Raw genomic sequence first — 21,604 nt, 5'->3', positions numbered from 1 at the left:
AGCCGTTTCGGCGTTCCGATTCTGCTGTGGCGGACAAGATTGTTTCCCTCCCGCGCGGCTAACCCGGCGCGCCCGTCGCCCCTAGACTGCACGGCATGGTTCGACGCCCGGCTCCGCCCGATCCGGCGGGGCGGCTCCAGCCTTACCGAAGCCGCCGGCGGCCCGATGCCTCGCGTGCCGGCTTCGTCATGAATCAATTCGGATTACTGATTGGAGAAGCGCATGACACATCCTGTTTCCAGCCCCGACGCCGCGACCGAAGCCGCCTACGACGCGCTGCACCTGTTCATCGACGGCGAATGGCTGCCGGCCGGCGCGCGCGCCACGGCGCCCGTGATCAATCCGGCCAGCGGCCGCGAGCTGGGCCGCGTGCCGCTGGCCACGGCGGCCGACCTCGACCGCGCGCTCGACGCCACGGCGCGGGCCTTCGCCGTCTGGCGCCGCACGGTGCCGGCCGAGCGCGCCCGCGTGCTGAAGGGCGCGGCGGCGCTGATCCGCGAGCGCGCCGGGCGGATCGCCACGCTGCTGACGCTGGAGGAAGGCAAGCCGCTCGCCGAGAGCCGCGACGAGGTGCTGCGCGCGGCCGACTATTTCGAATGGTTCGCGGAAGAGGCGCGCCGCATCGACGGCCGCGTGGTGCCGTCGAACCGCCCCGGCGTGCAGCAGCTCGTCAAGCGCCTGCCGATCGGCCCGGTGGCCGCGTTCACGCCCTGGAACTTCCCGGCCATCACGCCGGCGCGCAAGCTCTCGGCCGCGCTGGCCGCCGGCTGCAGCGTGGTCCTCAAGCCCGGCGAGGAAAGCCCGGCCACGGCGCTCGCGCTGGCCCGCGCGCTCGACGACGCGGGCCTGCCCAAGGGCGTGCTGCAAGTGGTGTTCGGCGTGCCCGACGAGGTCTCGCGCCGGCTGATCGCCTCGCCCGCGATCCGCAAGGTGGCGTTCACCGGCTCGGCCCCGGTCGGGCGCCTGCTCTCGGCGCGCGCGGCCGAGGGCGTCAAGCCGGTCACGCTCGAACTGGGCGGCCACGGCCCGGTGCTCGTGTTCGACGACGCCGATCTCGCGCACGCGGCCAGCGGCGGCGCGGCGAACCGCTTTCGCGGCACCGGGCAGGTCTGCATTTCGGCGACGCGCTTCCTGATCCAGCGGCGCGCCTACGACGCGTTCGTCGAGCAGTTCGTGGCGGCCACGCGCGCGCTGGTGGTGGGCGACGGCCTGCGGCCCGACACCCAGGTGGGGCCGCTTGCCAACGCACGGCAGCTGGCCAAGGTCGAGGCGCTGGTGGCCGATGCGGTGGCGCGCGGCGCGCGCGTGCTGGCGGGCGGGCGCCGCATCGCGGGCGACGGCTTCTTCTTCGAGCCGACCGTGCTGGCCGAGGTGCCGGCCGACGCGCGCGTGATGCACGAGGAGCCGTTCGGTCCGATCGCCGTGCTGATGCGGTTCGACACGCTGGAGGCGGGCCTCGCCGAGGCGAACCGGCTGCCCTACGGGCTGGCCGCCTACGCGTTCACGAGCAGCGCGCGCACCGCGCTCGCGGTCGGCGACGGGCTCGAGGCCGGCATGGTCGGCATCAACCAGTACCGGATCGTCGCGACCGAGCTGCCGTTCGGCGGCATCAAGGAAAGCGGCCACGGCTCGGAGGGCGGCGTCGAGGGCATCGCGCCGTATCTGGTCAATCAGTTCATCAGCCAGGCATGAAGCCGGCCCGCGAATTTCATCCACATCGAGGCAACCCCATCATGAAAGCCATCGTCTTCCCCAGCTTCGGCGACGCCGGCGTGCTCGAACTCGCCGAGCTGCCCGCGCCCGAGACGCGCCCCACCGACCTGCTGGTGCGGGTCCACGCGGCCGGCGTGAATCGCGCCGATCTCACCCACCGGCGCGGCGGCTACGGCCGGCCCGATTTCGGCGACTCGACGCTGATGGGCCTCGAGATCGCCGGCGAGGTGATCGAAACGGGGCGCGACACGGCCGGCTTCGCGGTGGGCGACCGCGTGATGGGCGTGGTGGGCGGCGGCGCCTATGCCGAGGTCGCGCGCATCGATTACCGGATGGCGATGCCGGTGCCGGCCGCGCTCGACTACATCCACGCGGCGGCGATCCCCGAGGTGTTCGTCACCGCGCACGAAGCGCTGCTGCATCTGGGCCGCCTGCAGCGCGGCGACAGCGTGCTGATCCACGCGGCGGCGGGCGGGGTTGGCTCGGCGGCCGTGCAGCTCGCCTACGCGACGGGCGCGAAGGTGTTCGCGACCGCCGACGCTGGCAAGCGCGAGCGCGTCGAACAGCTCGGCGCCGACCTCGCGATCGACTACCGCGCGCACGATTTCGCCGAGGTGATCGCGCACGAGACGGGCGGGCGCGGCGTGGACGTGGTGATCGATTTCATCGGCGCGCCGTACTTCGCGCGCAACCTCGCCGCGCTCGCCGACGGCGGCCGGCTCGTGCAGGTCGGCATCCTCGGCGGCGGCGGGGAGGTTGGCGTCGCGCTGGAGACGATCCTGTACCGGCATCTGCAGATCCTCGGCACCGTGATGAAGTCGCGCCCGCAGGCCGAGAAGCACGCGATGGTGCGGCGCTTCCGCGAGCACTGGCTCGCGCGCTTCTCGGGCGGCGCGAGCCTCGAGCCGGTGGTGGACAGCACGTTCCCGCTGGCGCGCGCGGCCGACGCGCACCGCCGGATGGAGTCGGCCGCCAACGTCGGCAAGATCATCCTGACGATGGACTGAAGTGGGGCGGCGAGGGGAGGCGTGCCGCGCCGGCAGGCGGGCCGGCAGTGCGCTCGCGGTGGATGGCGCGCCCGCCCGCCCACCCGCCGGGGCCCGTCCGGCGGGCCTCGGGGCGCCCCGATTCACCATTCCGGACAAAGTGGTAGGATTGGCACCGGACCTGTTCGATAGCGAACGCGATCGCACGGCAGCCGCCGCGGCCGCGTCATCTGTTTCCGGTTCCGTTCGTGTCCGGCCCGGTGCCGGACGGCCCGCACCCCCGTATCGCCCCAATGGAGAATCGCCATGTCCAAGTGGATCAAGCCCGCCTACACCGACCTGCGTCTCGGTTTCGAAATCACGATGTACATCTCGAATCGTTGATTCGCCCCTCCTGCAAGGCCGTATGACCAGCCTCGGTTCGCCGGGGCTGTTTTTCTTGTGAGCCGGCCGCGCGGCCTTCGCGGCGCGCTCTCGCGGCCCCGGCGGCCCTTCACGACATCACGCATGCACATACAGATCCTGGGCTCCGCGGCGGGCGGCGGCTTTCCGCAATGGAACTGCAACTGCGCGAACTGCGCGGGCTTGCGCAGCGGCGCCATCGAGGCGCGCGCGCGTACCCAGTCGTCGCTCGCGATTTCCGACGACGGCGTCTCGTGGGTGCTCTGCAACGCCTCGCCCGACATCCGCGCGCAGCTCCAGCAGTTCGCGCCGCTGCAGCCGGGCCGTGCGCTGCGCGACACCGGCATCGCCGCGATCGTGCTGATGGACAGCCAGATCGATCACACCACCGGCCTGCTGAGCCTGCGCGAGGGCTGCCCGCTCGACGTCTGGTGTACCGACATGGTCCACGAGGACCTCAGCACCGGCTTTCCGCTGTTCACGATGCTCGGCCACTGGAACGGCGGCCTGCGCTGGAACCCGATCGCGCCCGGGCGCGACTTCACGATCGCCGCGTGCCCGGGGCTGCGCTTCACGCCGTTCGTGCTGCAGAGCGCGGCGCCGCCGTACTCGCCGCACCGGCACGATCCGCATCCGGGCGACAACATCGGCCTGGTGGTGGAGGACCTGCGCAGTGGCGGCAAGCTGTTCTACGCGCCGGGGCTCGGCGCCGTGGACGACGCACTCGCCGCGCGCATGGCTGCGGCCGACTGCCTGCTGGTGGACGGCACGCTCTGGCACGACGACGAGATGCGCCGCCGCGGCGTGGGCACGCGCACCGGCCGTGAAATGGGCCACCTCGCGCAGAGCGGCCCCGGCGGCATGCTGGAGGTGCTCGAACGCTTCCCGGCGCAGCGCAAGATCCTCACGCACATCAACAACACGAACCCGATCCTCGACGAACGCTCGCCGGAACGCGCCGAACTCGCGCGCCGGCAGGTGGAGGTCGCGTTCGACGGCATGCGGATCGAACTCTGATCCGCGGCCCGCGCCGGCTGCCGGCTAACCGTCGCCCGCCGCCACCGACTCACTGGAAACGAAACCGACATGAGCCAGACCGCCCAACCCGCCCTCGACCCCGAGCAGTTCGAGCAGGCGCTGCGCGCCAAGGGCGCCTTCTATCACATCCATCACCCGTTCCACGTCGCGATGTACGAAGGGCGCGCGACGCGCGAGCAGATCCAGGGCTGGGTCGCGAACCGCTTCTACTATCAGGTCAACATCCCGCTGAAGGACGCGGCGATCCTCGCCAACTGTCCCGACCGCGAGGTGCGCCGCGAATGGATCCAGCGCCTGATCGACCACGACGGCGCGCCCGGCGAGGACGGCGGCATCGAGGCCTGGCTGCGGCTCGGCGAGGCGGTGGGGCTCGATCCGGACCAGCTGCGCTCGCAGGAGCTGGTGCTGCCGGGCGTGCGTTTTGCTGTCGACGCCTACGTGAACTTCGCGCGCCGCGCGAGCTGGCAGGAGGCGGCCAGCAGCTCGCTGACCGAGCTGTTCGCGCCGCAGATCCACCAGTCGCGGCTCGACACCTGGCCGCGGCATTACCCGTGGATCGATCCGCGCGGCTACGAATACTTCCGCTCGCGGCTCGGCCAGGCGCGCCGCGACGTCGAGCACGGCCTGCGGATCACGCTCGCCCACTACACGACGTTCGAGGCCCAGCAGCGTATGCTGGAGATCCTGCAGTTCAAGCTCGACATCCTCTGGAGCATGCTCGACGCGATGTCGATGGCTTACGAACTGAATCGTCCTCCGTATCACACCGTGACCGCCGAGCGGGTCTGGCACAAGGGAATCAAGGGAATCGCGTGATGAGCTTCGATCGACAACGGACGCCGACGTGGCGTCGCGGCTACCGCTTCCAGTTCGAACCTGCCCAGGACGCGCACGTGCTGCTCTATCCCGAGGGCATGATCAAGCTCAACGAGAGCGCGGCGCTGATCGGCGCGCTGATCGACGGCGAGCGCAGCGTCGCGGCGATCATCGCCGAGCTCGACGTGCAGTTCCCGGGCGTGCCGGAGCTGGGCGACGACGTCGAGCAGTTCATGCTCGTCGCGCACCAGAAGCACTGGATCGAGCTGGGCTGAGCCGATGGCCGACGATGTCCTCGCCACCCAGGCCCGCGCGGGCGCGAGCGAGGCCCCGGCGCCGGCCGCGCCCGTGGGGCTGCCGCTCTGGCTGCTCGCGGAACTCACGTATCGCTGCCCGCTGCAGTGCCCCTACTGCTCGAATCCGCTCGATTTCGCCCGCCAGGGCCAGGAGCTGAGCACGGCCGACTGGGCGCGCGTGATGGGCGAGGCGCGCGCGCTGGGCGCCGCGCAGATCGGCTTCTCGGGCGGCGAGCCGCTGGTGCGCGAGGACCTGCCCGAACTCGTGGCCGAGGCGCGCCGGCTCGGCTTCTACACGAACCTGATCACCTCGGGCATCGGGCTCACCGAGGCGAAGCTCGATGCGTTCGAGCGCGCCGGGCTCGATCACATCCAGATCAGCTTCCAGTCGAGCGACGAGCAGGTCAACAACATGCTGGCCGGCTCCGACAAGGCGTTCGCGCAGAAGCTCGCGATGGCGCGCGCGGTCAAGGCGCGCGGCTACCCGATGGTGCTGAACTTCGTCACGCATCGCCACAACATCGACCACATCGACCGCATCATCGAGCTATGCATCGCGCTCGAGGCCGATTTCGTCGAGCTGGCCACCTGCCAGTTCTACGGCTGGGCGTTCCTGAACCGCGAGGCGCTGCTGCCCACCCGCGAGCAGCTCGCGCGCGCCGAACGCATCACCAACGAATACCGCGAGAAGCTCGCCGCCGCGAACCATCCGTGCAAGCTGATCTTCGTCACGCCCGATTACTACGAGGAGCGTCCGAAGGCCTGCATGAGCGGCTGGGGCAGCATTTTCCTGACCGTCACGCCGGACGGCACCGCGCTGCCGTGCCATGGCGCGCGGCAGCTGCCGATCGCGTTTCCGAACGTGCGCGAGCACGACCTGCGCCATATCTGGTACGACTCGTTCGGCTTCAACCGATTTCGCGGCGACGGCTGGATGGCCGAGCCGTGCCGCTCGTGCGACGAGAAGCCGAAGGACTTCGGCGGCTGCCGCTGCCAGGCCTACATGCTGACCGGCGACGCGGCGAACGCCGACCCGGTGTGCAGCAAGTCGCCCTATCACCCGGTGATCCTGCGCGCGCGCGACGAAGCCGTGCAGGCCCGGCCCGCTCCTTCCACCACTCATCCGCTGATCTTTCGCAATGCCAGGGAATCCCGCCGACTCAACCCGTGAGCGCGCTCATGAGCGCGGCGCGCCGCTCAGCGCCGAAGCCGCCGTCGCCGCCGGGCGCGACTTCGTCGAACTGACCGCCGGCCCGTCCGGCGTGTTCTGGACCGAATACGACCCCGCCGACGCGATGTGCCGGATCTGGCGCGCGCGCCACGGCTCGATCGAGCGCGTGAGCCCGGACGGCTTCAGCGCGCGCGGTCGCGTCTACGAATACGGCGGCGGCGCGTTTTGCGTGGCGGGCGATCTGGTCGCGTTCGTCAACGAGAGCGACCAGCGCATCTACCGCTTCTCGCCCGACAGCATCGCCGCGCCCGAGCCGCTGACCGCCGAGGGCTTGCGCTACGGCGACCTGCGCGTCTCGCGCGGGCGGATTCTGGCCGTCGAGCAGGATGGCGAGACGCACCGGCTCGTGTCGATCGGCCTGCACGACGGCACGCGCGAGCTGCTGGCCGAGGGCGCCGATTTCTACGCGTCGCCGGTGCAGAGCGCCGACGGCGCGCGGCTCGCCTGGATCGAGTGGCAGCATCCGCACCAGCCGTGGACGGCCACCCAGCTCGTGCTGCGCGAGACCGGGCCGGATGGGCGGCCCGGCGCGCCGCGCGTGGTGGCCGGCGCGGCGCACGACGAGGCGCTGCAGCAGCCGGGCTTCGATCACGACGGGCGGCTCGTCTGCCTCGGCGATCGCGGCAATTTCTGGCAGCCGTGGCGGCTCGACGGCGAGCGCTTCGTGGCGCTGCCGGCCGCGGCCGGCGACCATGCGGCCGCGCCGTGGCAGCTCGGCGCCTGCAGCTGGCTGCCGCTCGACGACGGCGCCGTGTTCGCCAGCTGGTTCGACGAGGGCTGGGGCCGGCTCGGCGTCTACGCGGCCGACGGCACGCTCACGCCGCTCGCGCCCGGCTACAACCTGTTCCACCATCTCGCCGCCGACCCCACGCACCTGTACTGCGTGGCCGCCTCGCCGACCTGCCCGGCCGCGATCCTCGCGATCGACCGCCGCGACCATCGCGTGAGCGTGCTGCGTGAGGTGGCCGCGTCGATCCCGGCCGCGCGCATCACGCAGCCGCGCGCGCTGCGCTTCCCGAGCGGCGACGGCGACGCTTACGGCTACCTGTACCTGCCCGACGCGGCGGCCGAGGCGGACGAAGCCGGCGCGGGCGAGCCGCCGCCCGTGATCGTGTTCGCGCACGGCGGGCCGACCGCGGCGCTGTATCCGGTGTTCAGCCCGCGCCACGAGTACTGGGTGCAGCGCGGCTTCGCGATCGTGCTGCTCAACTATCGCGGCAGCACCGGCTACGGCCGCGCGTTCCGGCAGGCGCTGCACCTGACCTGGGGCATCGCCGACGTCGACGACGCCTGCGCCGTGATCGCCCACCTGGCCGGGCAGGGCCTCGTCGACGCGCGGCGCGCGTTCATTCGCGGCGGCAGCGCGGGCGGCTACACGGTGCTCTGCGCGCTGGCGTTCCGCGACGTGTTTCGCGGCGGCGCGAGCCTCTACGGCGTCAGCGATCCGCTGCAGCTCGACGTCCACACCCACAAGTTCGAGGCGCGCTACCTGCGCTGGCTGATCGGCGATCCGGTGGCCGACCGCGAGCGCTATCTGGCACGCACGCCGCTCGTGCATGCCGATGCGATCCGCGCGCCGGTGATCTTCTTCCAGGGCGAACTCGACGCGGTGGTGACGCCGGACCAGACGCGCACGATGGTCGCCGCGCTCGAGGCGAACGGCGTGCCGAACGAGGTCCATTACTACGCCGACGAGCGGCACGGCTTTCGCAAGGCCGCGAACCAGGCGCATGCGCTCGATGCCGAGCACGCGTTCTACCGGCGCATCCTGGACGGCGGGATCTGACGAAGCGGAGCGGCGGCGCGTGGCGCGCCGCCATGAAAAAAAGGCTGCCCGAGGGCAGCCTTTTTCTTTCGCGTAACCGGCCAGGCGCAAGCGCTCGCCGGTATCGACGCGCTTAGAAGCGGTGACGCAGACCCAGGTTGACCATCGTCTGCGAGTTCGTGCCGGCATAGCCATACGAACCGATCGATGCCTGTGCCGCGACCGCGCCGCCGGCGCCGTCACCCGTCGTGCCGCTGGCGTGCTGGTAAGCGGCCGTCATGTAGATGTCGGTGCGCTTGGACAGCGTGTAGTCCGCGCCCAGCGAAGCCTGGTGGTAGGTGGCCGAGGTGTCGCCGTTCGACTTCGTGTAGCTGTAGCCGACGCCCACCAGCAGTGCCGGCGTTGCCTGGTAGTTCAGGAAGCCCTGGCCGGTGTTGTAGCGCTCGTTCTGGCCGAACGTCGAGGCGCCGTCACGACGGTATTGCGCGTTGCTGTAGCCCGCGCCGAACGTGAAGCCGCCGAACGTGTACTGGCCCGCCACGCGCGCGATGCCGAGCGAGTGCGCCGACTGGTAGCCGAGGTTGATCGGGCCGTCGAACGTGCCGTCCGAGGTGCTGTTCCAGCCCGTGCGGCCGGCCACCGGTGCGGTGCTGGCTGCCGAGTTGGCTGCGTAGAAGTAGCCGCCGGCCAGGCTCAGCGGGCCGCCGTTGTACGCCACCGCCGCCGAGTACGATTGACCCGCGCTGGTCGTGCCTGCCGTGCCGCCGAACGAGTACATGGCTTCGAACTGCAGGCCGCCGAACACCGGCGAGGTGTACTTGACCGCGTTGTTGACGCGGAAGCTGTTGTCGTAGTTGTCGACGTCACCGGCCGTCGCGAACGCGCTGCCGAAGTAGTTGTCGGCCGTGATCGGCTGGATCAGGTCGATCAGCGGATCGTACTGGCGGCCCAGCGTGACGGTGCCGAGGCGGTCGCTGGCCAGGCCGACGAATGCCTGACGGCCGAATTCACGGCTGCCCTGGCCCAGCTTGCCGTTGCTCGGATCGAAGCCGTTTTCCAACTGGAAGATCGCCTTCAGGCCGCTGCCGAGGTCTTCGGTACCCTTGATGCCCCAGCGCGAACCGGCCAGATTGCCGGCGCTGCTGTTGCCGAGCAGCCACGAGTTCTTCGCGCCGTCGGCGTGGTTGACGTACGTCAGCGACGTATCGATCAAGCCGTACAGCGTCACGCTCGATTGTGCATGCGCGGAACCCATTGCCGCGAGCGACGCGAGGGAAACGATCGTCAATGCGGTGCGTTTCATGTCTGTCATCTCCTGTTTAACAGTGCTGTTGCGTGTGGTGGTTTTGGAGTGACACGGAGACTAACCAGACAGATTTAATTCGGAAAAATGAAATTCAGTCTTGTATCTAAAACAATACAAGCGGGTTACGTCGAAAGCTTGGTTGCCTGAGTCGAATTATTGTTGTATTTGATTGAAATGGCGGTGAGTTGGCGCTGAGTGGTCGATTGTCTTTTTAAAATTGGAAACAATGCTGCTTAAAGCTTGAGCAACGGGCGTGGGCGCGGGGATTGCTTGCATTCAAGCAATGGTGATTTAACCAAATCGGATCAATAGAAGGGGCCGATTGATGCTAGTGTTCCCGCGCTCGTCCTCACTCTGGTGGGTAGACAGACGAGTCCACGCTTGAGCGGCTTCGGCCGCTCCTTTTTCGTCTGCTGTGTTTCAATCTGCGCAATTCATTGTTTCGAATTCTAATCGGAATTGATGAGGATGCGTGTCGTGTTTTTTTGCTTCTCCGTGCCGGCCCCCGGTTCAATGTGCTCGCCAAGGTGTTCGCTGAAGTGTCAGCCCGAAACGGCATGACAGTCCGCTCGCGTGCTCGCGCAGGCGTGCCTGTCGCAGCCCGCGGCGGCCGCGAATAATCGTCATGCCTGCCTGTCATGCCTGCCCGCCGCCTGGCCGTCGCCGGTGCGTCGTTTCGCTCGCTCCTCGAGGATTGCCACGATGTCCGTCGCCACGCTGTCGAATCTCGGTGTCGCCTTTGCCGTCTATCTGGTCGGCACGGCGTCGCCCGGCCCCGCGAACCTGTCGATCGCGAACGCGTCGATGCACTACGGCCGCAAGCCCGGCTTCGCGATGGCGGCCGGCGTGATGAGCGGCTCGCTCGTCTGGGGCGTGACGGCGGCGGCCGGCATGTCGGCGCTGCTGGCCACCTACCGGCAATGGCTGATCGGTCTCAAGGTGCTCGGCGCGCTCTATCTGCTGTGGCTCGCCTTCAAGGCCGTGCGCGGCGCCTATGCGTCGCGCGATCCGCTCGGGGCGGCCGGGCCGGCGCGCAGCGAGCGGCTCGGCCGGTTCTATCTGCAGGGACTCGGCATCCACCTGACCAACCCGAAGGCGATCCTCACCTGGCTGACCGTCACGTCGCTGGGGCTGTCGCCGCACGCGCCCGCCTGGACGAGCTTCGTGCTGGTGGGCTGCTGCGCGCTGCTCGGCACCGGCGTGTTCGGCGGCTACGCGCTGGCGTTCTCGGCGCGCGCGGCCGGCCCGTTGTTCGCCCGCACGCGCAAGGCGTTCGGCCTGTTCTGCGGCGGCTTCTACTGCGTGCTCGCGGCCGGCTTCATCCGCTCGATCCGTTCCTGAGGCAGGCGGGGCCGTCGTGATGTCGACGCGGCATCGATACGATGTCGACGCGGCAGGCGCGCATGAAAAAGGCTGCCCGAGGGCAGCCTTCTCGTTGGGCCGGCGCGGCCGGGCTCAGAACGTGTGGCGGATGCCGAGGTTGACGATGGTCTGCGAGTTCGTGCCGGCGTAGCCATACGAACCGATCGAGGCCTGCGCCGCCGCCTTGCCGCCCGCGCCGTCGCTGGTGGTGCCGCTCGCGTGCTGGTACGCGGCGATCACGTAGAGCGCGGTGCGCTTGGACAGCGAGTAGATCCCGCCCAGCGACACCTGATGATAGGTGGCCGAGCTGTCGCCGCCCGACTTCGTGTAGCTGTAGCCGACGCCCATCAGGATCGACGGGCTCGCCTGATAGTTCACGAAGCCCTGCGCGGTGTCGTAGTGCTCGTTCTCGCCGAACAGCGAGGCGCCGTCGCGCCGGTATTGCGCGTTGCTGTAGCCGGCGCCCACCGTGAACTTGCCGAACGCGTACTGGCCCGCCACGCGCGCGATGCCGAGCGAGTGCGCGGTGCGATAGCCGAGGTTGATCGGGCCGTCGAAGGTGCCGTCGGAACTGCTCGACCAGCTGTCGCGCGGGCCGAGGTCGCTCGCGGAATTGGTCGCGTGGTAGTAGCCGCCGGCCAGGCTCAGCGGGCCGCCGCTGTAGGCCACCGCCGCCGAGTACGACTGCCCGGCGCCGGTCGAGCCCGCCACGCCGCCGAACGAATACATCACCGCGAAGCGCACGCCGTCGAGCACGGGCGAGGTGTACTTGACCGAGCGGTCGACGCGGAAGCTGTCGTCGTAGTTGTCGACGTCGCCGGCCGTCGCGAACGCGGCGCCAAACACGCTGTCTTCCGTGATCGGCTGGACCAGATCGGTCAGCGGATCGTACTGGCGGCCCAGCGTGACGGTGCCGAGGCGCTCGTGCGCGAGGCCGACGAAGGCCTGCCGGCCGAATTCGCGGCTGCCCTGGCCGAGCTTGCCGTTGCTCGGGTCGAAGCCGTTTTCCAACTGGAAGACCGCCTTCAGGCCGGCGCCGAGATCCTCGCTGCCCTTGATGCCCCAGCGCGAGCCGCCCAGATTGCCGGCGCTGTTGTTGCCGACCAGCCAGGCGTTGTTCCCGCCCGTGCCGTGGCTCAGATACGTCAGCGAGGTATCGATCAGGCCGTACAGCGTCACGCTCGATTGCGCGTGCGCGGAGCCCGTGATCGCGAGCGACGCGAGCGAGATGATCGTCAAGGCACTACGTTTCATGTCATTTTCTCCCTGTTGAGACCTGCTTGGATCGAAAGCCGCGCGTGCTGCTTTGCACGGCCCGGCGGCACGGCCCGGTGTTGCGTGCCGCGCCGCCGCCCGGCATGCGCACGTCGCCTGGCCGGAGCCGGGCGGCGGCGCTCATCGTGTGGGTGGCCGGCGTTGCGTCGTGCCACCTCGCGCGCGGCCTGTCCGGCACCCGCGCGGCGCTGATAAGCATTTCGCAATCCGATGGTTGGGCGCGGCGCGGCGATTCCTTAACCTTGGCGGCCAGCCGCGCCATCGGGGCGCGGCGCATCTTCGAGGTTGCCGCCGATGCTTCGCCGCGCTTGTCCGCCTTCGTTCGCCACCCGCCGCCGCACCCTGCGTGCGTTGCGGGATCTCGCCGGCCTGTCCGGCGCCGCGCTGGCCGGCGCGGCCGGACTCGCGGCACCGGCCCGCGCCGCCGAAGCCGTGGACGTGACGGGCGTCACGCTGGTGCTCGGCGACCAGGCGGGCGGCCTGCGCGCGCTGGCCGAGGCGGCCCGCGTGCTTGACGGCACGCGCTACCGGTTCCGCTGGGCGAATTTCCAGGGCGCCGCGCCCTTGTTCGAAGCGCAGCGCGCCGGCGCGATCGACCTCGCGCCAGCCGGCGACCTGCCGGTGCTGACCGCCGCGCTCGGCGATCCGGCGCTGCGGATCGTGGCGACGCGCGCGGGCTCGCCGGCCTCGCTCGGCATCGTCGTGCAGCCCGATTCGGCGGTACGCACGGTGGCCGACCTGAAGGGCAGGACCGTGGTGGTGTCGTCGGCGCGTGGCAGCATTTCGCAGTACCAACTGTATGGCGCACTCGAGGAGCATGGCCTGTCGTGGCGCGACGTCGAGGTTCGATTCGTGCTGCCCGTCGATGCGTTCGCGGCGTTCGAGTCGAAGCGCATCGACATCTGGGCGACCTTCGATCCGTACTACGGGCACGTGGTGCGACGCGGGGCGCGCGTGGTGCGCGACGGCAGCGGCATCAACTCGGGCCTCGCGTTCCTGACCTCGCCCGACACGACGCTCGCCGACCGCGCGAAGCGCGCCGCGCTCGGCGACGTGCTCGCGCGCCTCGAACGCGCCGGACGTTGGGCGCTCGCCAATCCGGCTGAATATGCGCGCGTGTACGCCACGCTCACGCGGCTGCCGGCCGAGGCCGCCACCGACATCACCGGCCGCGCGCCGCTGGTGCAGCGCGCCGTGACGGCGGCCGACATCGCCACGCTGCAGCAGGTCGCGGACCGGGCGGCGCGCGACGCGATCCTGCCGAGCCGCGTCAACGTGGCCGCGATCGCGGTGACGCGCATCGCGTGAGCCGGCGCGCGCGGGGCACCGGCGCGGTCGGCCGGCGGCCTTGCCGGTTGCCCCATGCGCTGCCTCTTGCGCCGCGCCGATCGGCCGGACCGGCTGCCCGCGCAGGATGCGGGATCGCGAAATCGGTGGCGTGGTCACGGCGCTCAACCCGCGTGCCGCGTGGAGATCGCCTGCGCGGCGGCGCCGAGATCGACGTGCTCGCGGCGCGTGCTGCGCTCGATCCGGTGCAGCATCTGCCCCGCTTCGTAGTATCTGCCGGCCCGCATCAGCGAATCGGCTTGTCCGATGCGCCGCACCGTGGCCTCGAGCGGCACGATGTCGAGCGTGCAATCGACGCCGACCTCGGCGCGCGCGAGCAACTGGAACGCCTCGGCGCGCCGGCCGCCGCTCAGCGCCGCGTTCGCGGCGGCCAGCGCGGCCGCCTTGCGCCGGCGTGCGTCGGATGAATCGTGCGGATCGTGCGGATCGTGCATGAGGCCGGCCTCGGGCGCATCGCGCAGCACCACCTCGCCGTCATACGGCAGCCAGGCGATTACGCGGGCGTCGTGGAAATCGTGAACGGGATGCGATGCCGGCGCCGTGGACGACCCCAATGCGACGAGCGAAGCGCTGGCCCGCAGGTCCGGCGACGGCACGAGTCCGGCCTCGGGCTTCAGGATCGCGGTATCGTCGCCGCGCGCCTGGTCGAAGCGGACCCGCGCGTCATGGATCAGTCGCGCCGCCTCGTCGGTCCTGCCGTCGAACAGCGCGCCGCGCGCCACGCTCACGTCCAGCATCGCGCGCCGTCCCGCCGGGGACAGCGCACCGAACGCGCCGGAGTCCGGCACGGCCGCAGCCGGAGCCATCTGCGCGGCGAGCGAGCGGACCGCCGGCAGCGTGCCGCCGGCGGTCGCGGCGCAGAGCATCAGCGTGGACAGCAGCGTCCGGCGCGATCTGGGCATGGTGGTTTCCTCGTCGATCGTGTCGAAGGGCGCGCAAGTGAGCGCGTGTACGCGCTTGTGGCGCATACACGGGCATCGGCATCACCCTCGTGGGGTTGGCATCGGCGGCTGTCGCGAGCGGTGCCGACGATCCTGGCGGATCCCGCCCGGATGGGTGGGGCACGTTGCGAATAAAAATGTAAGGTATGCAGAAGATTCCACATGCCGCGCGATACGTGACTCCATTGAAACATCATGCAGCGCGGTGCGGCATGACGCATCGCAAGCCCCCTGCCGGCATGATTTTTCATACAACGATGCGGCATCGTTGCGCATACAACCTTCTGGTGGAATCGGCTATCGTCCGCAAGCCACATGGGGAAATCGTGCGGCATCTCGATGGCGGCAGCGAATGAGGTTCGACACGCGGGCGCATGCCACGTGATCGCTGCCGGCACGCGTGCCCTCGCTAACCCCTACGCATTGCTACGTAGCGTGGATACGTAGTTGTCCGCTTGTAAGGCCGGTATCGAAAGCGAACAATACGCGGCAGCGTTGTGCCCCTGTAAACGGTGCATTCACGCCCGGCCTGTTCGTGCGGCCGCCCGCCGCGACGATATCGACAATAACCAGGAGACACCATGAATCGGGCTTCCGGAACCTTGCTCTGGATCGCGGTCGCGCTGCTCGGCGCATTCGCGTTCGGCACGATTGCGCTCGCGCACGGCGAGCGCGTCAGCGCGCTATGGATCGTGATCGCCGCGGTCTGCGTCTATCTGATCGCCTACCGCTTCTACAGCCGCTTCATCGCGAGCCGCGTGGTGCAGCTCGACGGGCTGCGCATGACGCCCGCGGTCAAATACAACGACGGCCTCGATTACGTGCCGACCAACCGCTTCGTGCTGTTCGGCCATCACTTCGCCGCGATCGCCGGCGCGGGGCCGCTGGTCGGGCCGGTGCTCGCCGCCCAGATGGGCTTCACGCCCGGCATGCTGTGGATCCTGGCCGGCGTGGTGTTCGCCGGCGCGGTGCAGGACTTCATCGTGCTGTTCATCTCGACGCGCCGCGACGGCCGCTCGCTCGGCGATCTGGTGAAGATGGAACTGGGCACGGTGCCGGGCGTGATCGCGCTGTTCGGCGCGTTCCTGATCATGGTGATCATCCTCGCGGTGCTCGCGCTGATCGTCGTGAAGGCCCTGACCAATTCGCCGTGGGGCACGTTCACGGTGGCCGCGACGATCCCGATCGCGATCCTGATGGGCGTCTATACGCGCTACATCCGTCCGGGCCGCATCGGCGAGGTGTCGATCATCGGCTTCGTGCTGCTGATGGCGTCGATCGCCTACGGCCAGCATGTCCACGATTCGCCGGCGCTGGCCGCCTGGTTCACGTTCACCGGCACGCAGCTGACCTGGATCCTGATCGGCTACGGCTTCGTCGCCTCGGTGCTGCCGGTGTGGCTGCTGCTCGCGCCGCGCGATTACCTGTCGACGTTCCTGAAGGTCGGCACCATCGTCGGGCTCGCGATCGGCATCCTGGTGGTGGCGCCGGAACTGAAGATGCCGTCGCTGACGAAGTTCGTCGACGGCAGCGGCCCGGTGTGGTCGGGCAACCTGTTCCCGTTCCTGTTCATCACGATCGCGTGCGGGGCCGTGTCGGGCTTCCACGCGCTGATCTCGTCGGGCACCACGCCCAAGCTGCTCGACAACGAAAAGAACGCGCGCTTCATCGGCTATGGCGCGATGCTGATGGAATCGTTCGTCGCGATCATGGCGCTGGTGGCCGCCTGCGTGATCGAGCCGGGCATCTACTTCGCGATGAACGCGCCGGCGGCCGTGCTTGGCTCGACGCCCGAGGCGGTTGCGCAGACCGTCACGCAATGGGGCTTCATGCTGACGCCCGACATGCTCACGCAGACCGCGCAGGCGGTGGGCGAGACCACCATCATCGCGCGTGCCGGCGGCGCGCCCACGCTCGCGGTGGGGATGGCGCAGATCCTGCACCAGGTGATCGGCGGGCAGGCGATGATGGCGTTCTGGTATCACTTCGCGATCCTGTTCGAGGCGCTGTTCATCCTGACGGCCGTGGACGCCGGCACGCGCGCGGGCCGCTTCATGCTGCAGGACCTGCTCGGCACCTTCCACCCGGCGCTCAAGCGCACCGAATCGCTGCCGGCCAACCTCGTCGCCACCGCGCTCTGCGTGGCCGCCTGGGGCTACTTCCTCTATCAGGGCGTGGTCGATCCGCTCGGCGGCATCAACACGCTCTGGCCGCTGTTCGGGATCTCGAACCAGATGCTCGCGGCGATCGCGTTGATGCTCGGCACCGTGGTGCTGTTCAAGATGAAACGCGAGCGCTACGCGTGGGTGACGATCGTGCCCACCGCCTGGCTGCTGATCTGCACGCTGACCGCCGGCTGGCAGAAGATCTTCGACGCGAACCCGAAGATCGGCTTCCTCTCGCACGCGGCGAAGCTGCAGGCGGCGGTGGACGGCGGCAAGGTGCTCGCGCCGGCCAAGTCGCTCGCGCAGATGCAGCGGATCATCTTCAACGATCGCATCGATGCGGCGCTGGCGGGCCTGTTCATGTTCGTGGTGCTGAGCACGGCCGTGTACGGCGTGCTGGCCGTGCTGCGCGCACGCCGCACGGCGCAGCCGAGCGCGCGCGAGACGCCCTACGAGCCGATGCCGGGCGGCCAGGCGCTCGGCAGCGGGCGCTGAGCGGAGCGGCGGCGATGTTTACCGATCTCGGCGACGAACTGCGCACGGCGGGCCGCTATCTCGGGCAGGCGTTCCGGCTGATGGTGGGCGTTCCCGATTACGACACCTACGTCGCGCACATGCGGGAGACCCACCCCGATCGCGAGCCGATGAGCTACGAGGCGTTCTTTCGCGAGCGGCAGGCCGCGCGCTACGGCAGCGGCGCGGGGAAATGCTGCTGAGATGACGCGCGGCGGGCCGCTGTTGCCGCCGCCGCTGCCAGGAGGATGTTCGCCAACCCGATCGCGCGGGCCGCAAGGTCCGCGCGATTGTCGTTTACGGCGAGGGGCAAGCGCAAGCGGGTGGCGCGGCGAGGGCGGCGTGCAAGCCGCTGCGGACTCCGCCGCGTCCGGGATACGCTTCCAGTCCGCATGACTTGACGGGCTTTTCCGGTGTCTCGCGCGCCTCATTCCGGTTGCCCTGCGCGTGCCCGCCGGCCCCACCTCCGCGGCGCTCACCGCGCCCGCAACGATTTCGCCCTCAGGTTTTCGCGCATTCCGCCGACATCACGGATCGAGTTCATTACGTCTGGAGTTTGCCCTGATGCCCGATTTCCGAGCCGTCATGTCGCTCGACGCCACCGATATGCCGGTGGGCGTTCCGCTGCCGTGGCCGATTTTCGACGCGGGCGGCGCGCCGCTGATGCCGGCCGGCGCCGTGCTCGACGAGGCCGACGTCGCTTTCCTGCTCGATCGTTTCGTGCCGGTGCGCGATCCCGTCGCCGGCGAGGACGGCGCCCCGCCGGCCCCCCAGGCGGACGGCCGCGGCCTTGCCCCGCGCCTCGTGCTGCCGCGCGACGCGACCGTCGGCATTCGCCGCCGCTCCGCGCCCACCCGCCAGTTGCTGCGCTTCCGGCTGATCGGCGAGCATCCGGACGGCCCGCTGTTCGTGCGGCCGCTCGCGCGCACGGTCGAACTCGTGCCCGGCGAAGCGATCGAGGCGATGGCGGTCGGGCGCGCGGCCGTCTACTGGTTCACCGCCGGCGTCGAGGCCGTGATGTCGGAGCCGGCGACGTGCGTGATCCTCTCCACGCCGGCCAACCTGAAGCGCGTGCGCGAGCGCCGCGACACGCGCGTGCCGGTGCGGCTCGCGGCGCGCTACCGGACCGTGGACGGCGAACGCGGCCTGGGCGTGGTACACGACGTCAGCCCGAGCGGGCTGTCGATCATGGTCGGCCGCGCGCTGGCCGCGACCGGCGAGACGCTGCACGTCGAGCTGCCCTGCCCGCGCGCGGGCGGCACGGGCGAGATACGCGAGGTGCGGCAACTGAACGTGGCGGGCGCCGTGCGCCAGGTGCGCGAGCAGCCCGACGCGGCGGGCTGGCTGCATCATCTGGCGTTCGAGTCGATGGGCGACGACGACATGGCGCGCCTGAAGGCGGCGCTGTTCGACTGGTCGGCGCGGGCCTGAGCCGGGCGATCGAGCCGAAGGGCCGCGTCGGCGCGGCCGGGCGGGATCCAGCGTGATTCAGCGCGCCTTCCAGGCGTTGCGCGAGGCGGCTTCGGTGCGGCCTTCCTGCCAGATCTCCGCGAGCCGGCTGCCGTTGCGATACGGGTTCGGGCGCCGCGCGAAATAGTCGGCCACACCCTGCCGGTAAGCACCGTAGAGCGTTAGCGGCGGCTCGTCGATGCCGAGCGTGCCGTAGGTCCGCACGGGCGCCGCGGCACGCGATTCGGTGATCAGCATCTCGCCGTCGATTTCGTCGATGGCGGTGAAGTGCAGCATGGGGTGCGCGACGCCTGCGATGTCCATGAGATGCTCCACGTGCGTGGTATGGCGGGATTGCAGGGAATGACGCAAGAACGGTGCCAAAGAAAATTCCCTTTGAAATCAAAGGGAAACGGGAGGCAATCCGGCGTGCGTGGCAGGGATGTTACGTGCGTGTAACGTGACGCGGGCCGGCGCCGCGTGATGCGTGACGGCATCAGGCCGGGAGGTCCGGCCGGCGCATGCGTGCGTCGCGCGCCGACAAAAAAAAGGCCGCTCGCGGGAGCGGCCTGACAATCGTCTCAACTCTGCAGTCGGCCCGGGGTCAGCGACCGACTGCGGCCATTCTGTCCGATCGGCCGGCCCGTGAACATCGCGGATCGCTTATTCCCGGTGGAACGGTCGCGGCATGTCGGCGTTCGACGCGGCGCTCACGGCGCGTTCACAGCACGCCGCAGGCCCGCAGCAGCGCGAACCACGCGGCGCCCGCCGCGATCAGCAGCAGCGCGTTCACGCGCGTCTTCATCACCAGCCCCGTCGAGACCAGCGCGGTCGCGATCGCGATCCAGCCGCCGTCGAGGCCGTGGATCAGCGTATAGACGGCCGCCAGGATCAGCCCCGCCGCCACCGGCCGCAGGCCCGCCTGCAGCGCGCGCTGCCACGGCGCGTCGCGGTGCCGCGAGGTCATGTGCGTGATCGCGATCATCAGGAACGCGGTGGGGCCGAACAGCGCCAGCGTGGCCACCAGCGCGCCCGCCGCGCCCCCCACCTGGAAGCCCACCAGCGTCGCGAGCAGCGAGCCGGGGCCGGGCGCGAGCCGCGCGATCGCGAAATCGTTGACGAACTGCGTGTGCGTCATCCAGTGGTGGACGTCCACCACCTGCCGCTGCATGTCGGCGATGATGGTCTGGCCGCCGCCGACCGTGGCGATCGACAGCGGCGCGAACAGGGCGGCGAGCGCGGCGAGGGTGCGGGACATGACCGGTCTCCTCAGTGGTCGGCGCCGTCGGCGCGGGCCGGGTCGCGCCCGAGCAGCCAGTATTCGTAGGCGACGTTGAGCACGCCGGCCGTCAGCACGGTCCACAGCACCGGCACCCGGAACACGGCGACGGCCACGAAGGTGGCCGCGAACACCGCGTAGGGCACCACGCGGCGCGGCAGGCGCCGCGCCGCGGTGATCGCCATCGACAGCGACAGCCCGATCGCCGCGGCCGCCGCGCCCGCCAGCGCGATGTGGGCGATCGGAAAGCGCGTGATCGACGAGAACAGCACGCCGAGCAGCACGATGCCGACCGCGGGCGGGAAGATGATGCCGCAGAAGCCCGCCGTCGCGCCGCGCCAGCCGAGCAGCCGGTAGCCGATCCAGATCGCGAGGTTCTTCACGTTCACGCCGGGCAGCGCCTGCGACAGCGCGAGGCCGTCGAGGAATTCGGCCTCGGACAGCCAGCGGCGCTCGTTGACGAACTCGCGCAGGAACCAGCCGCTCAGGCCGCCGCCGAAGCTGGTCAGGCCGATGCGGGCGAAGATCAGGAACAGGCCGAGCGTGGTCGGCCGCTGCGGGGCGGGGGAGGTCGGGGTCATCAGGGTCCGTGGAGGGAGTGACGGAGGCACGCGGTACCGGCGTGGGCGCGTCGGCCGACGATAGCATCGCGGCCGGTGCGGCGGCAATCGACGGCCCGTGGGCGCGTGTTAGCGGACGTTACGACGCGGCGCCTTGCGCGCGGTGGCGATCGCCCCGCGCGCCTTGCGGCCCTCGGGCCGCGCCTCGCGCGGCTGCGCGAATTCGGCGGCGATGAAATCGACGAAGGTGCGCACGCGCGCCGACATCTGCAGCCGGTGCGGATAGACGGCGTAGATGTCGGCGGCGGGCGTCTCGCAGCCCGGCAGCACCAGCACCAGCCGGCCGTCGGCCAGATAGTCGTGCAGATCCCATTCGGCGCGCATCAGGATGCCGTGGCCGTCGAGCGCCCATTTCACCGCGATCTCGCCGTCGTTGGTGGTGAGGCTGCCGCCGATCCGCACCGCCTCGGTCGTGCGCGCGGCGCCGCGGCCGTGGGTCAGGCGCCAGACGCCGTAGGCCTCGTCGCCCTGGCGGATGCCGATGCAGTTGTGCCGCGCCAGATCGGCCGGCTTGCGCGGCATGCCGTGTGCGGCCAGATAGGCCGGCGACGCGCACAGCAGGCGCCGGTTCGGCGCGAGCCGGCGCGCCACCACGCGCGCATCGGGCGGCTCGCCGAAGCGGATGCAGACGTCGAACGTGTCGTCGGTGAGCGGCGGCGGCGTGACCGACAGCTGCAACTGCACGTCCACCTCCGGATAGCGCCGCGCGTAGCGCGAGATCGCCGGCCCCACCGCGCCGCGCCCGAAGCCGAGCGTGGCGTTCACGCGCAGCAGGCCGCGCGGCCGGTCGTTGGCGCTCGTCAGCAGGTCGCCCAACTGCTGGATCTCGTCGAGGATGCGGCGCGCACGCTCCAGGTACACGTCGCCCTCGGGCGTGAGCGCCATGCGCCGCGTGGTGCGGTTCACGAGCGCCACGCCGGCGCGCTGCTCCATCTGCGCGAGCCGTTTGCTGACCGCGGCCGGCGTGAGCCCCAGCTCGCGCGCCGCCGCGCTCAGGCTGCCCGAGGCCGCGAGGGTCGAGAAGAACGCGAGATCGGCGGCTTGCACGGCATCGGTCACGGCGCTCACTTGTGAATGGAAGTTAAAGATGCTTTGAGTCT

At 70.2% G+C, this 21,604-nt stretch carries 21 protein-coding genes; 14 read left to right on the top strand and 7 right to left on the bottom strand.

Annotated elements, in window-relative coordinates:
• Window positions 1–222 precede the first annotated feature (222 nt).
• The 8 genes from bpln_RS32330 to bpln_RS32300 all read left to right on the top strand — a co-directional run bounded on the left by bpln_RS32330 (window position 223) and on the right by bpln_RS32300 (window position 8,268).
• Window positions 223–1,692, top strand: coding sequence for an NAD-dependent succinate-semialdehyde dehydrogenase (locus bpln_RS32330; protein ID WP_055141303.1), 1,470 nt, complete (start codon window positions 223–225; stop codon window positions 1,690–1,692).
• 41 nt (window positions 1,693–1,733) lie between these two features.
• Entirely contained in the window at window positions 1,734–2,720 is a 987-nt protein-coding gene (locus bpln_RS32325) for an NAD(P)H-quinone oxidoreductase (RefSeq protein ID WP_042629144.1), read from the top strand.
• Between the two features lie 285 nt (window positions 2,721–3,005).
• Entirely contained in the window at window positions 3,006–3,083 is a 78-nt protein-coding gene (gene pqqA / locus bpln_RS38355) for a pyrroloquinoline quinone precursor peptide PqqA (RefSeq protein WP_013691668.1), read from the top strand.
• Window positions 3,084–3,206: 123 nt separating this feature from the next.
• Window positions 3,207–4,118 carry a pyrroloquinoline quinone biosynthesis protein PqqB gene (gene pqqB, locus bpln_RS32320; RefSeq protein WP_042629143.1) on the top strand — a complete coding sequence of 304 codons (912 nt, stop codon included), beginning with the start codon at window positions 3,207–3,209 and terminating at the stop codon, window positions 4,116–4,118.
• 69 nt (window positions 4,119–4,187) lie between these two features.
• On the top strand, window positions 4,188–4,955 hold the full coding sequence (gene pqqC, locus bpln_RS32315) for a pyrroloquinoline-quinone synthase PqqC (protein WP_042629142.1): 768 nt from the start codon (window positions 4,188–4,190) through the stop codon (window positions 4,953–4,955).
• A complete protein-coding gene (gene pqqD / locus bpln_RS32310) occupies window positions 4,955–5,230 on the top strand; it encodes a pyrroloquinoline quinone biosynthesis peptide chaperone PqqD (RefSeq protein WP_042629141.1) in 276 nt (91 codons plus the stop codon). The genes pqqC and pqqD overlap by 1 nt, the downstream gene beginning before the upstream one ends.
• Window positions 5,231–5,234: 4 nt before the next feature.
• Entirely contained in the window at window positions 5,235–6,422 is a 1,188-nt protein-coding gene (gene pqqE / locus bpln_RS32305; RefSeq protein WP_055141094.1) for a pyrroloquinoline quinone biosynthesis protein PqqE, read from the top strand.
• Window positions 6,391–8,268, top strand: coding sequence for an alpha/beta hydrolase family protein (locus bpln_RS32300; protein WP_055141093.1), 1,878 nt, complete (start codon window positions 6,391–6,393; stop codon window positions 8,266–8,268). The genes pqqE and bpln_RS32300 overlap by 32 nt, the downstream gene beginning before the upstream one ends.
• A gap of 112 nt (window positions 8,269–8,380) precedes the next feature.
• Here the strand turns inward: bpln_RS32300 and bpln_RS32295 are convergent, their stop codons facing one another.
• On the bottom strand, window positions 8,381–9,550 hold the full coding sequence (locus bpln_RS32295; RefSeq protein ID WP_042629138.1) for a porin: 1,170 nt from the start codon (window positions 9,548–9,550) through the stop codon (window positions 8,381–8,383).
• 705 nt (window positions 9,551–10,255) lie between these two features.
• On the opposite strand from bpln_RS32295, the gene bpln_RS32290 reads away from it, so the two are divergent.
• Window positions 10,256–10,894: a LysE family translocator gene (locus bpln_RS32290; protein ID WP_042629137.1), complete on the top strand. Its 639-nt coding sequence runs from the start codon at window positions 10,256–10,258 to the stop codon at window positions 10,892–10,894.
• A 114-nt stretch (window positions 10,895–11,008) separates the two neighbouring features.
• Here the strand turns inward: bpln_RS32290 and bpln_RS32285 are convergent, their stop codons facing one another.
• A complete protein-coding gene (locus bpln_RS32285) occupies window positions 11,009–12,169 on the bottom strand; it encodes a porin (RefSeq protein WP_055141092.1) in 1,161 nt (386 codons plus the stop codon).
• Between the two features lie 315 nt (window positions 12,170–12,484).
• Between bpln_RS32285 and bpln_RS32280 the strand changes: the two genes are divergently transcribed.
• On the top strand, window positions 12,485–13,498 hold the full coding sequence (locus tag bpln_RS32280; protein ID WP_055141091.1) for an ABC transporter substrate-binding protein: 1,014 nt from the start codon (window positions 12,485–12,487) through the stop codon (window positions 13,496–13,498).
• A 143-nt stretch (window positions 13,499–13,641) separates the two neighbouring features.
• On the opposite strand, the gene bpln_RS32275 is transcribed toward bpln_RS32280, so the two are convergent.
• A complete protein-coding gene (locus bpln_RS32275; protein ID WP_158512100.1) occupies window positions 13,642–14,439 on the bottom strand; it encodes a YfdX family protein in 798 nt (265 codons plus the stop codon).
• A 185-nt stretch (window positions 14,440–14,624) separates the two neighbouring features.
• On the opposite strand from bpln_RS32275, the gene bpln_RS36460 reads away from it, so the two are divergent.
• From bpln_RS36460 to bpln_RS32260, 4 genes are all read left to right on the top strand, one after another.
• Window positions 14,625–14,834, top strand: coding sequence for a hypothetical protein (locus tag bpln_RS36460; protein ID WP_123863866.1), 210 nt, complete (start codon window positions 14,625–14,627; stop codon window positions 14,832–14,834).
• A gap of 225 nt (window positions 14,835–15,059) precedes the next feature.
• Window positions 15,060–17,138, top strand: a complete 2,079-nt coding sequence (locus bpln_RS32270) for a carbon starvation CstA family protein (protein WP_055141089.1) — start codon at window positions 15,060–15,062, stop codon at window positions 17,136–17,138.
• Window positions 17,139–17,152: 14 nt separating this feature from the next.
• Window positions 17,153–17,359 (top strand): YbdD/YjiX family protein, encoded by a 207-nt coding sequence (locus bpln_RS32265; RefSeq protein ID WP_042629133.1) that lies wholly within the window; start codon window positions 17,153–17,155, stop codon window positions 17,357–17,359.
• Between the two features lie 361 nt (window positions 17,360–17,720).
• Window positions 17,721–18,587: a PilZ domain-containing protein gene (locus bpln_RS32260; protein ID WP_042629132.1), complete on the top strand. Its 867-nt coding sequence runs from the start codon at window positions 17,721–17,723 to the stop codon at window positions 18,585–18,587.
• Between the two features lie 57 nt (window positions 18,588–18,644).
• On the opposite strand, the gene bpln_RS32255 is transcribed toward bpln_RS32260, so the two are convergent.
• The 4 genes from bpln_RS32255 to bpln_RS32240 form a co-directional block, all read right to left on the bottom strand.
• Entirely contained in the window at window positions 18,645–18,929 is a 285-nt protein-coding gene (locus bpln_RS32255) for a hypothetical protein (RefSeq protein ID WP_042629131.1), read from the bottom strand.
• Window positions 18,930–19,326: 397 nt separating this feature from the next.
• Window positions 19,327–19,863: a chromate transporter gene (locus tag bpln_RS32250; protein ID WP_042629130.1), complete on the bottom strand. Its 537-nt coding sequence runs from the start codon at window positions 19,861–19,863 to the stop codon at window positions 19,327–19,329.
• Window positions 19,864–19,874: 11 nt separating this feature from the next.
• On the bottom strand, window positions 19,875–20,465 hold the full coding sequence (locus bpln_RS32245) for a chromate transporter (RefSeq protein ID WP_055141088.1): 591 nt from the start codon (window positions 20,463–20,465) through the stop codon (window positions 19,875–19,877).
• Between the two features lie 108 nt (window positions 20,466–20,573).
• Window positions 20,574–21,563 carry a LysR substrate-binding domain-containing protein gene (locus tag bpln_RS32240; RefSeq protein ID WP_080937591.1) on the bottom strand — a complete coding sequence of 330 codons (990 nt, stop codon included), beginning with the start codon at window positions 21,561–21,563 and terminating at the stop codon, window positions 20,574–20,576.
• Window positions 21,564–21,604: the final 41 nt, after the last annotated feature.

The organism is Burkholderia plantarii, assembly GCF_001411805.1.
In the GTDB taxonomy this organism is placed as follows: domain Bacteria; phylum Pseudomonadota; class Gammaproteobacteria; order Burkholderiales; family Burkholderiaceae; genus Burkholderia; species Burkholderia plantarii.
This window is presented reverse-complemented; position numbering and strand designations above follow the sequence as displayed.

What these genes read in the sequence shown, in the direction of transcription:
- bpln_RS32330 (WP_055141303.1), top strand. Translation starts at nt 223, where the DNA reads ATGACACATCCTGTTTCCAGCCCCGACGCCGCGACCGAAGCCGCCTAC.
- bpln_RS32325 (WP_042629144.1), top strand. Translation starts at nt 1,734, where the DNA reads ATGAAAGCCATCGTCTTCCCCAGCTTCGGCGACGCCGGCGTGCTCGAA.
- pqqA (WP_013691668.1), top strand. Translation starts at nt 3,006, where the DNA reads ATGTCCAAGTGGATCAAGCCCGCCTACACCGACCTGCGTCTCGGTTTC.
- pqqB (WP_042629143.1), top strand. Translation starts at nt 3,207, where the DNA reads ATGCACATACAGATCCTGGGCTCCGCGGCGGGCGGCGGCTTTCCGCAA.
- pqqC (WP_042629142.1), top strand. Translation starts at nt 4,188, where the DNA reads ATGAGCCAGACCGCCCAACCCGCCCTCGACCCCGAGCAGTTCGAGCAG.
- pqqD (WP_042629141.1), top strand. Translation starts at nt 4,955, where the DNA reads ATGAGCTTCGATCGACAACGGACGCCGACGTGGCGTCGCGGCTACCGC.
- pqqE (WP_055141094.1), top strand. Translation starts at nt 5,235, where the DNA reads ATGGCCGACGATGTCCTCGCCACCCAGGCCCGCGCGGGCGCGAGCGAG.
- bpln_RS32300 (WP_055141093.1), top strand. Translation starts at nt 6,391, where the DNA reads ATGCCAGGGAATCCCGCCGACTCAACCCGTGAGCGCGCTCATGAGCGC.
- bpln_RS32295 (WP_042629138.1), bottom strand. Translation starts at nt 9,550, where the DNA reads ATGAAACGCACCGCATTGACGATCGTTTCCCTCGCGTCGCTCGCGGCA.
- bpln_RS32290 (WP_042629137.1), top strand. Translation starts at nt 10,256, where the DNA reads ATGTCCGTCGCCACGCTGTCGAATCTCGGTGTCGCCTTTGCCGTCTAT.
- bpln_RS32285 (WP_055141092.1), bottom strand. Translation starts at nt 12,169, where the DNA reads ATGAAACGTAGTGCCTTGACGATCATCTCGCTCGCGTCGCTCGCGATC.
- bpln_RS32280 (WP_055141091.1), top strand. Translation starts at nt 12,485, where the DNA reads ATGCTTCGCCGCGCTTGTCCGCCTTCGTTCGCCACCCGCCGCCGCACC.
- bpln_RS32275 (WP_158512100.1), bottom strand. Translation starts at nt 14,439, where the DNA reads ATGCCCAGATCGCGCCGGACGCTGCTGTCCACGCTGATGCTCTGCGCC.
- bpln_RS36460 (WP_123863866.1), top strand. Translation starts at nt 14,625, where the DNA reads ATGCAGAAGATTCCACATGCCGCGCGATACGTGACTCCATTGAAACAT.
- bpln_RS32270 (WP_055141089.1), top strand. Translation starts at nt 15,060, where the DNA reads ATGAATCGGGCTTCCGGAACCTTGCTCTGGATCGCGGTCGCGCTGCTC.
- bpln_RS32265 (WP_042629133.1), top strand. Translation starts at nt 17,153, where the DNA reads ATGTTTACCGATCTCGGCGACGAACTGCGCACGGCGGGCCGCTATCTC.
- bpln_RS32260 (WP_042629132.1), top strand. Translation starts at nt 17,721, where the DNA reads ATGCCCGATTTCCGAGCCGTCATGTCGCTCGACGCCACCGATATGCCG.
- bpln_RS32255 (WP_042629131.1), bottom strand. Translation starts at nt 18,929, where the DNA reads ATGGACATCGCAGGCGTCGCGCACCCCATGCTGCACTTCACCGCCATC.
- bpln_RS32250 (WP_042629130.1), bottom strand. Translation starts at nt 19,863, where the DNA reads ATGTCCCGCACCCTCGCCGCGCTCGCCGCCCTGTTCGCGCCGCTGTCG.
- bpln_RS32245 (WP_055141088.1), bottom strand. Translation starts at nt 20,465, where the DNA reads ATGACCCCGACCTCCCCCGCCCCGCAGCGGCCGACCACGCTCGGCCTG.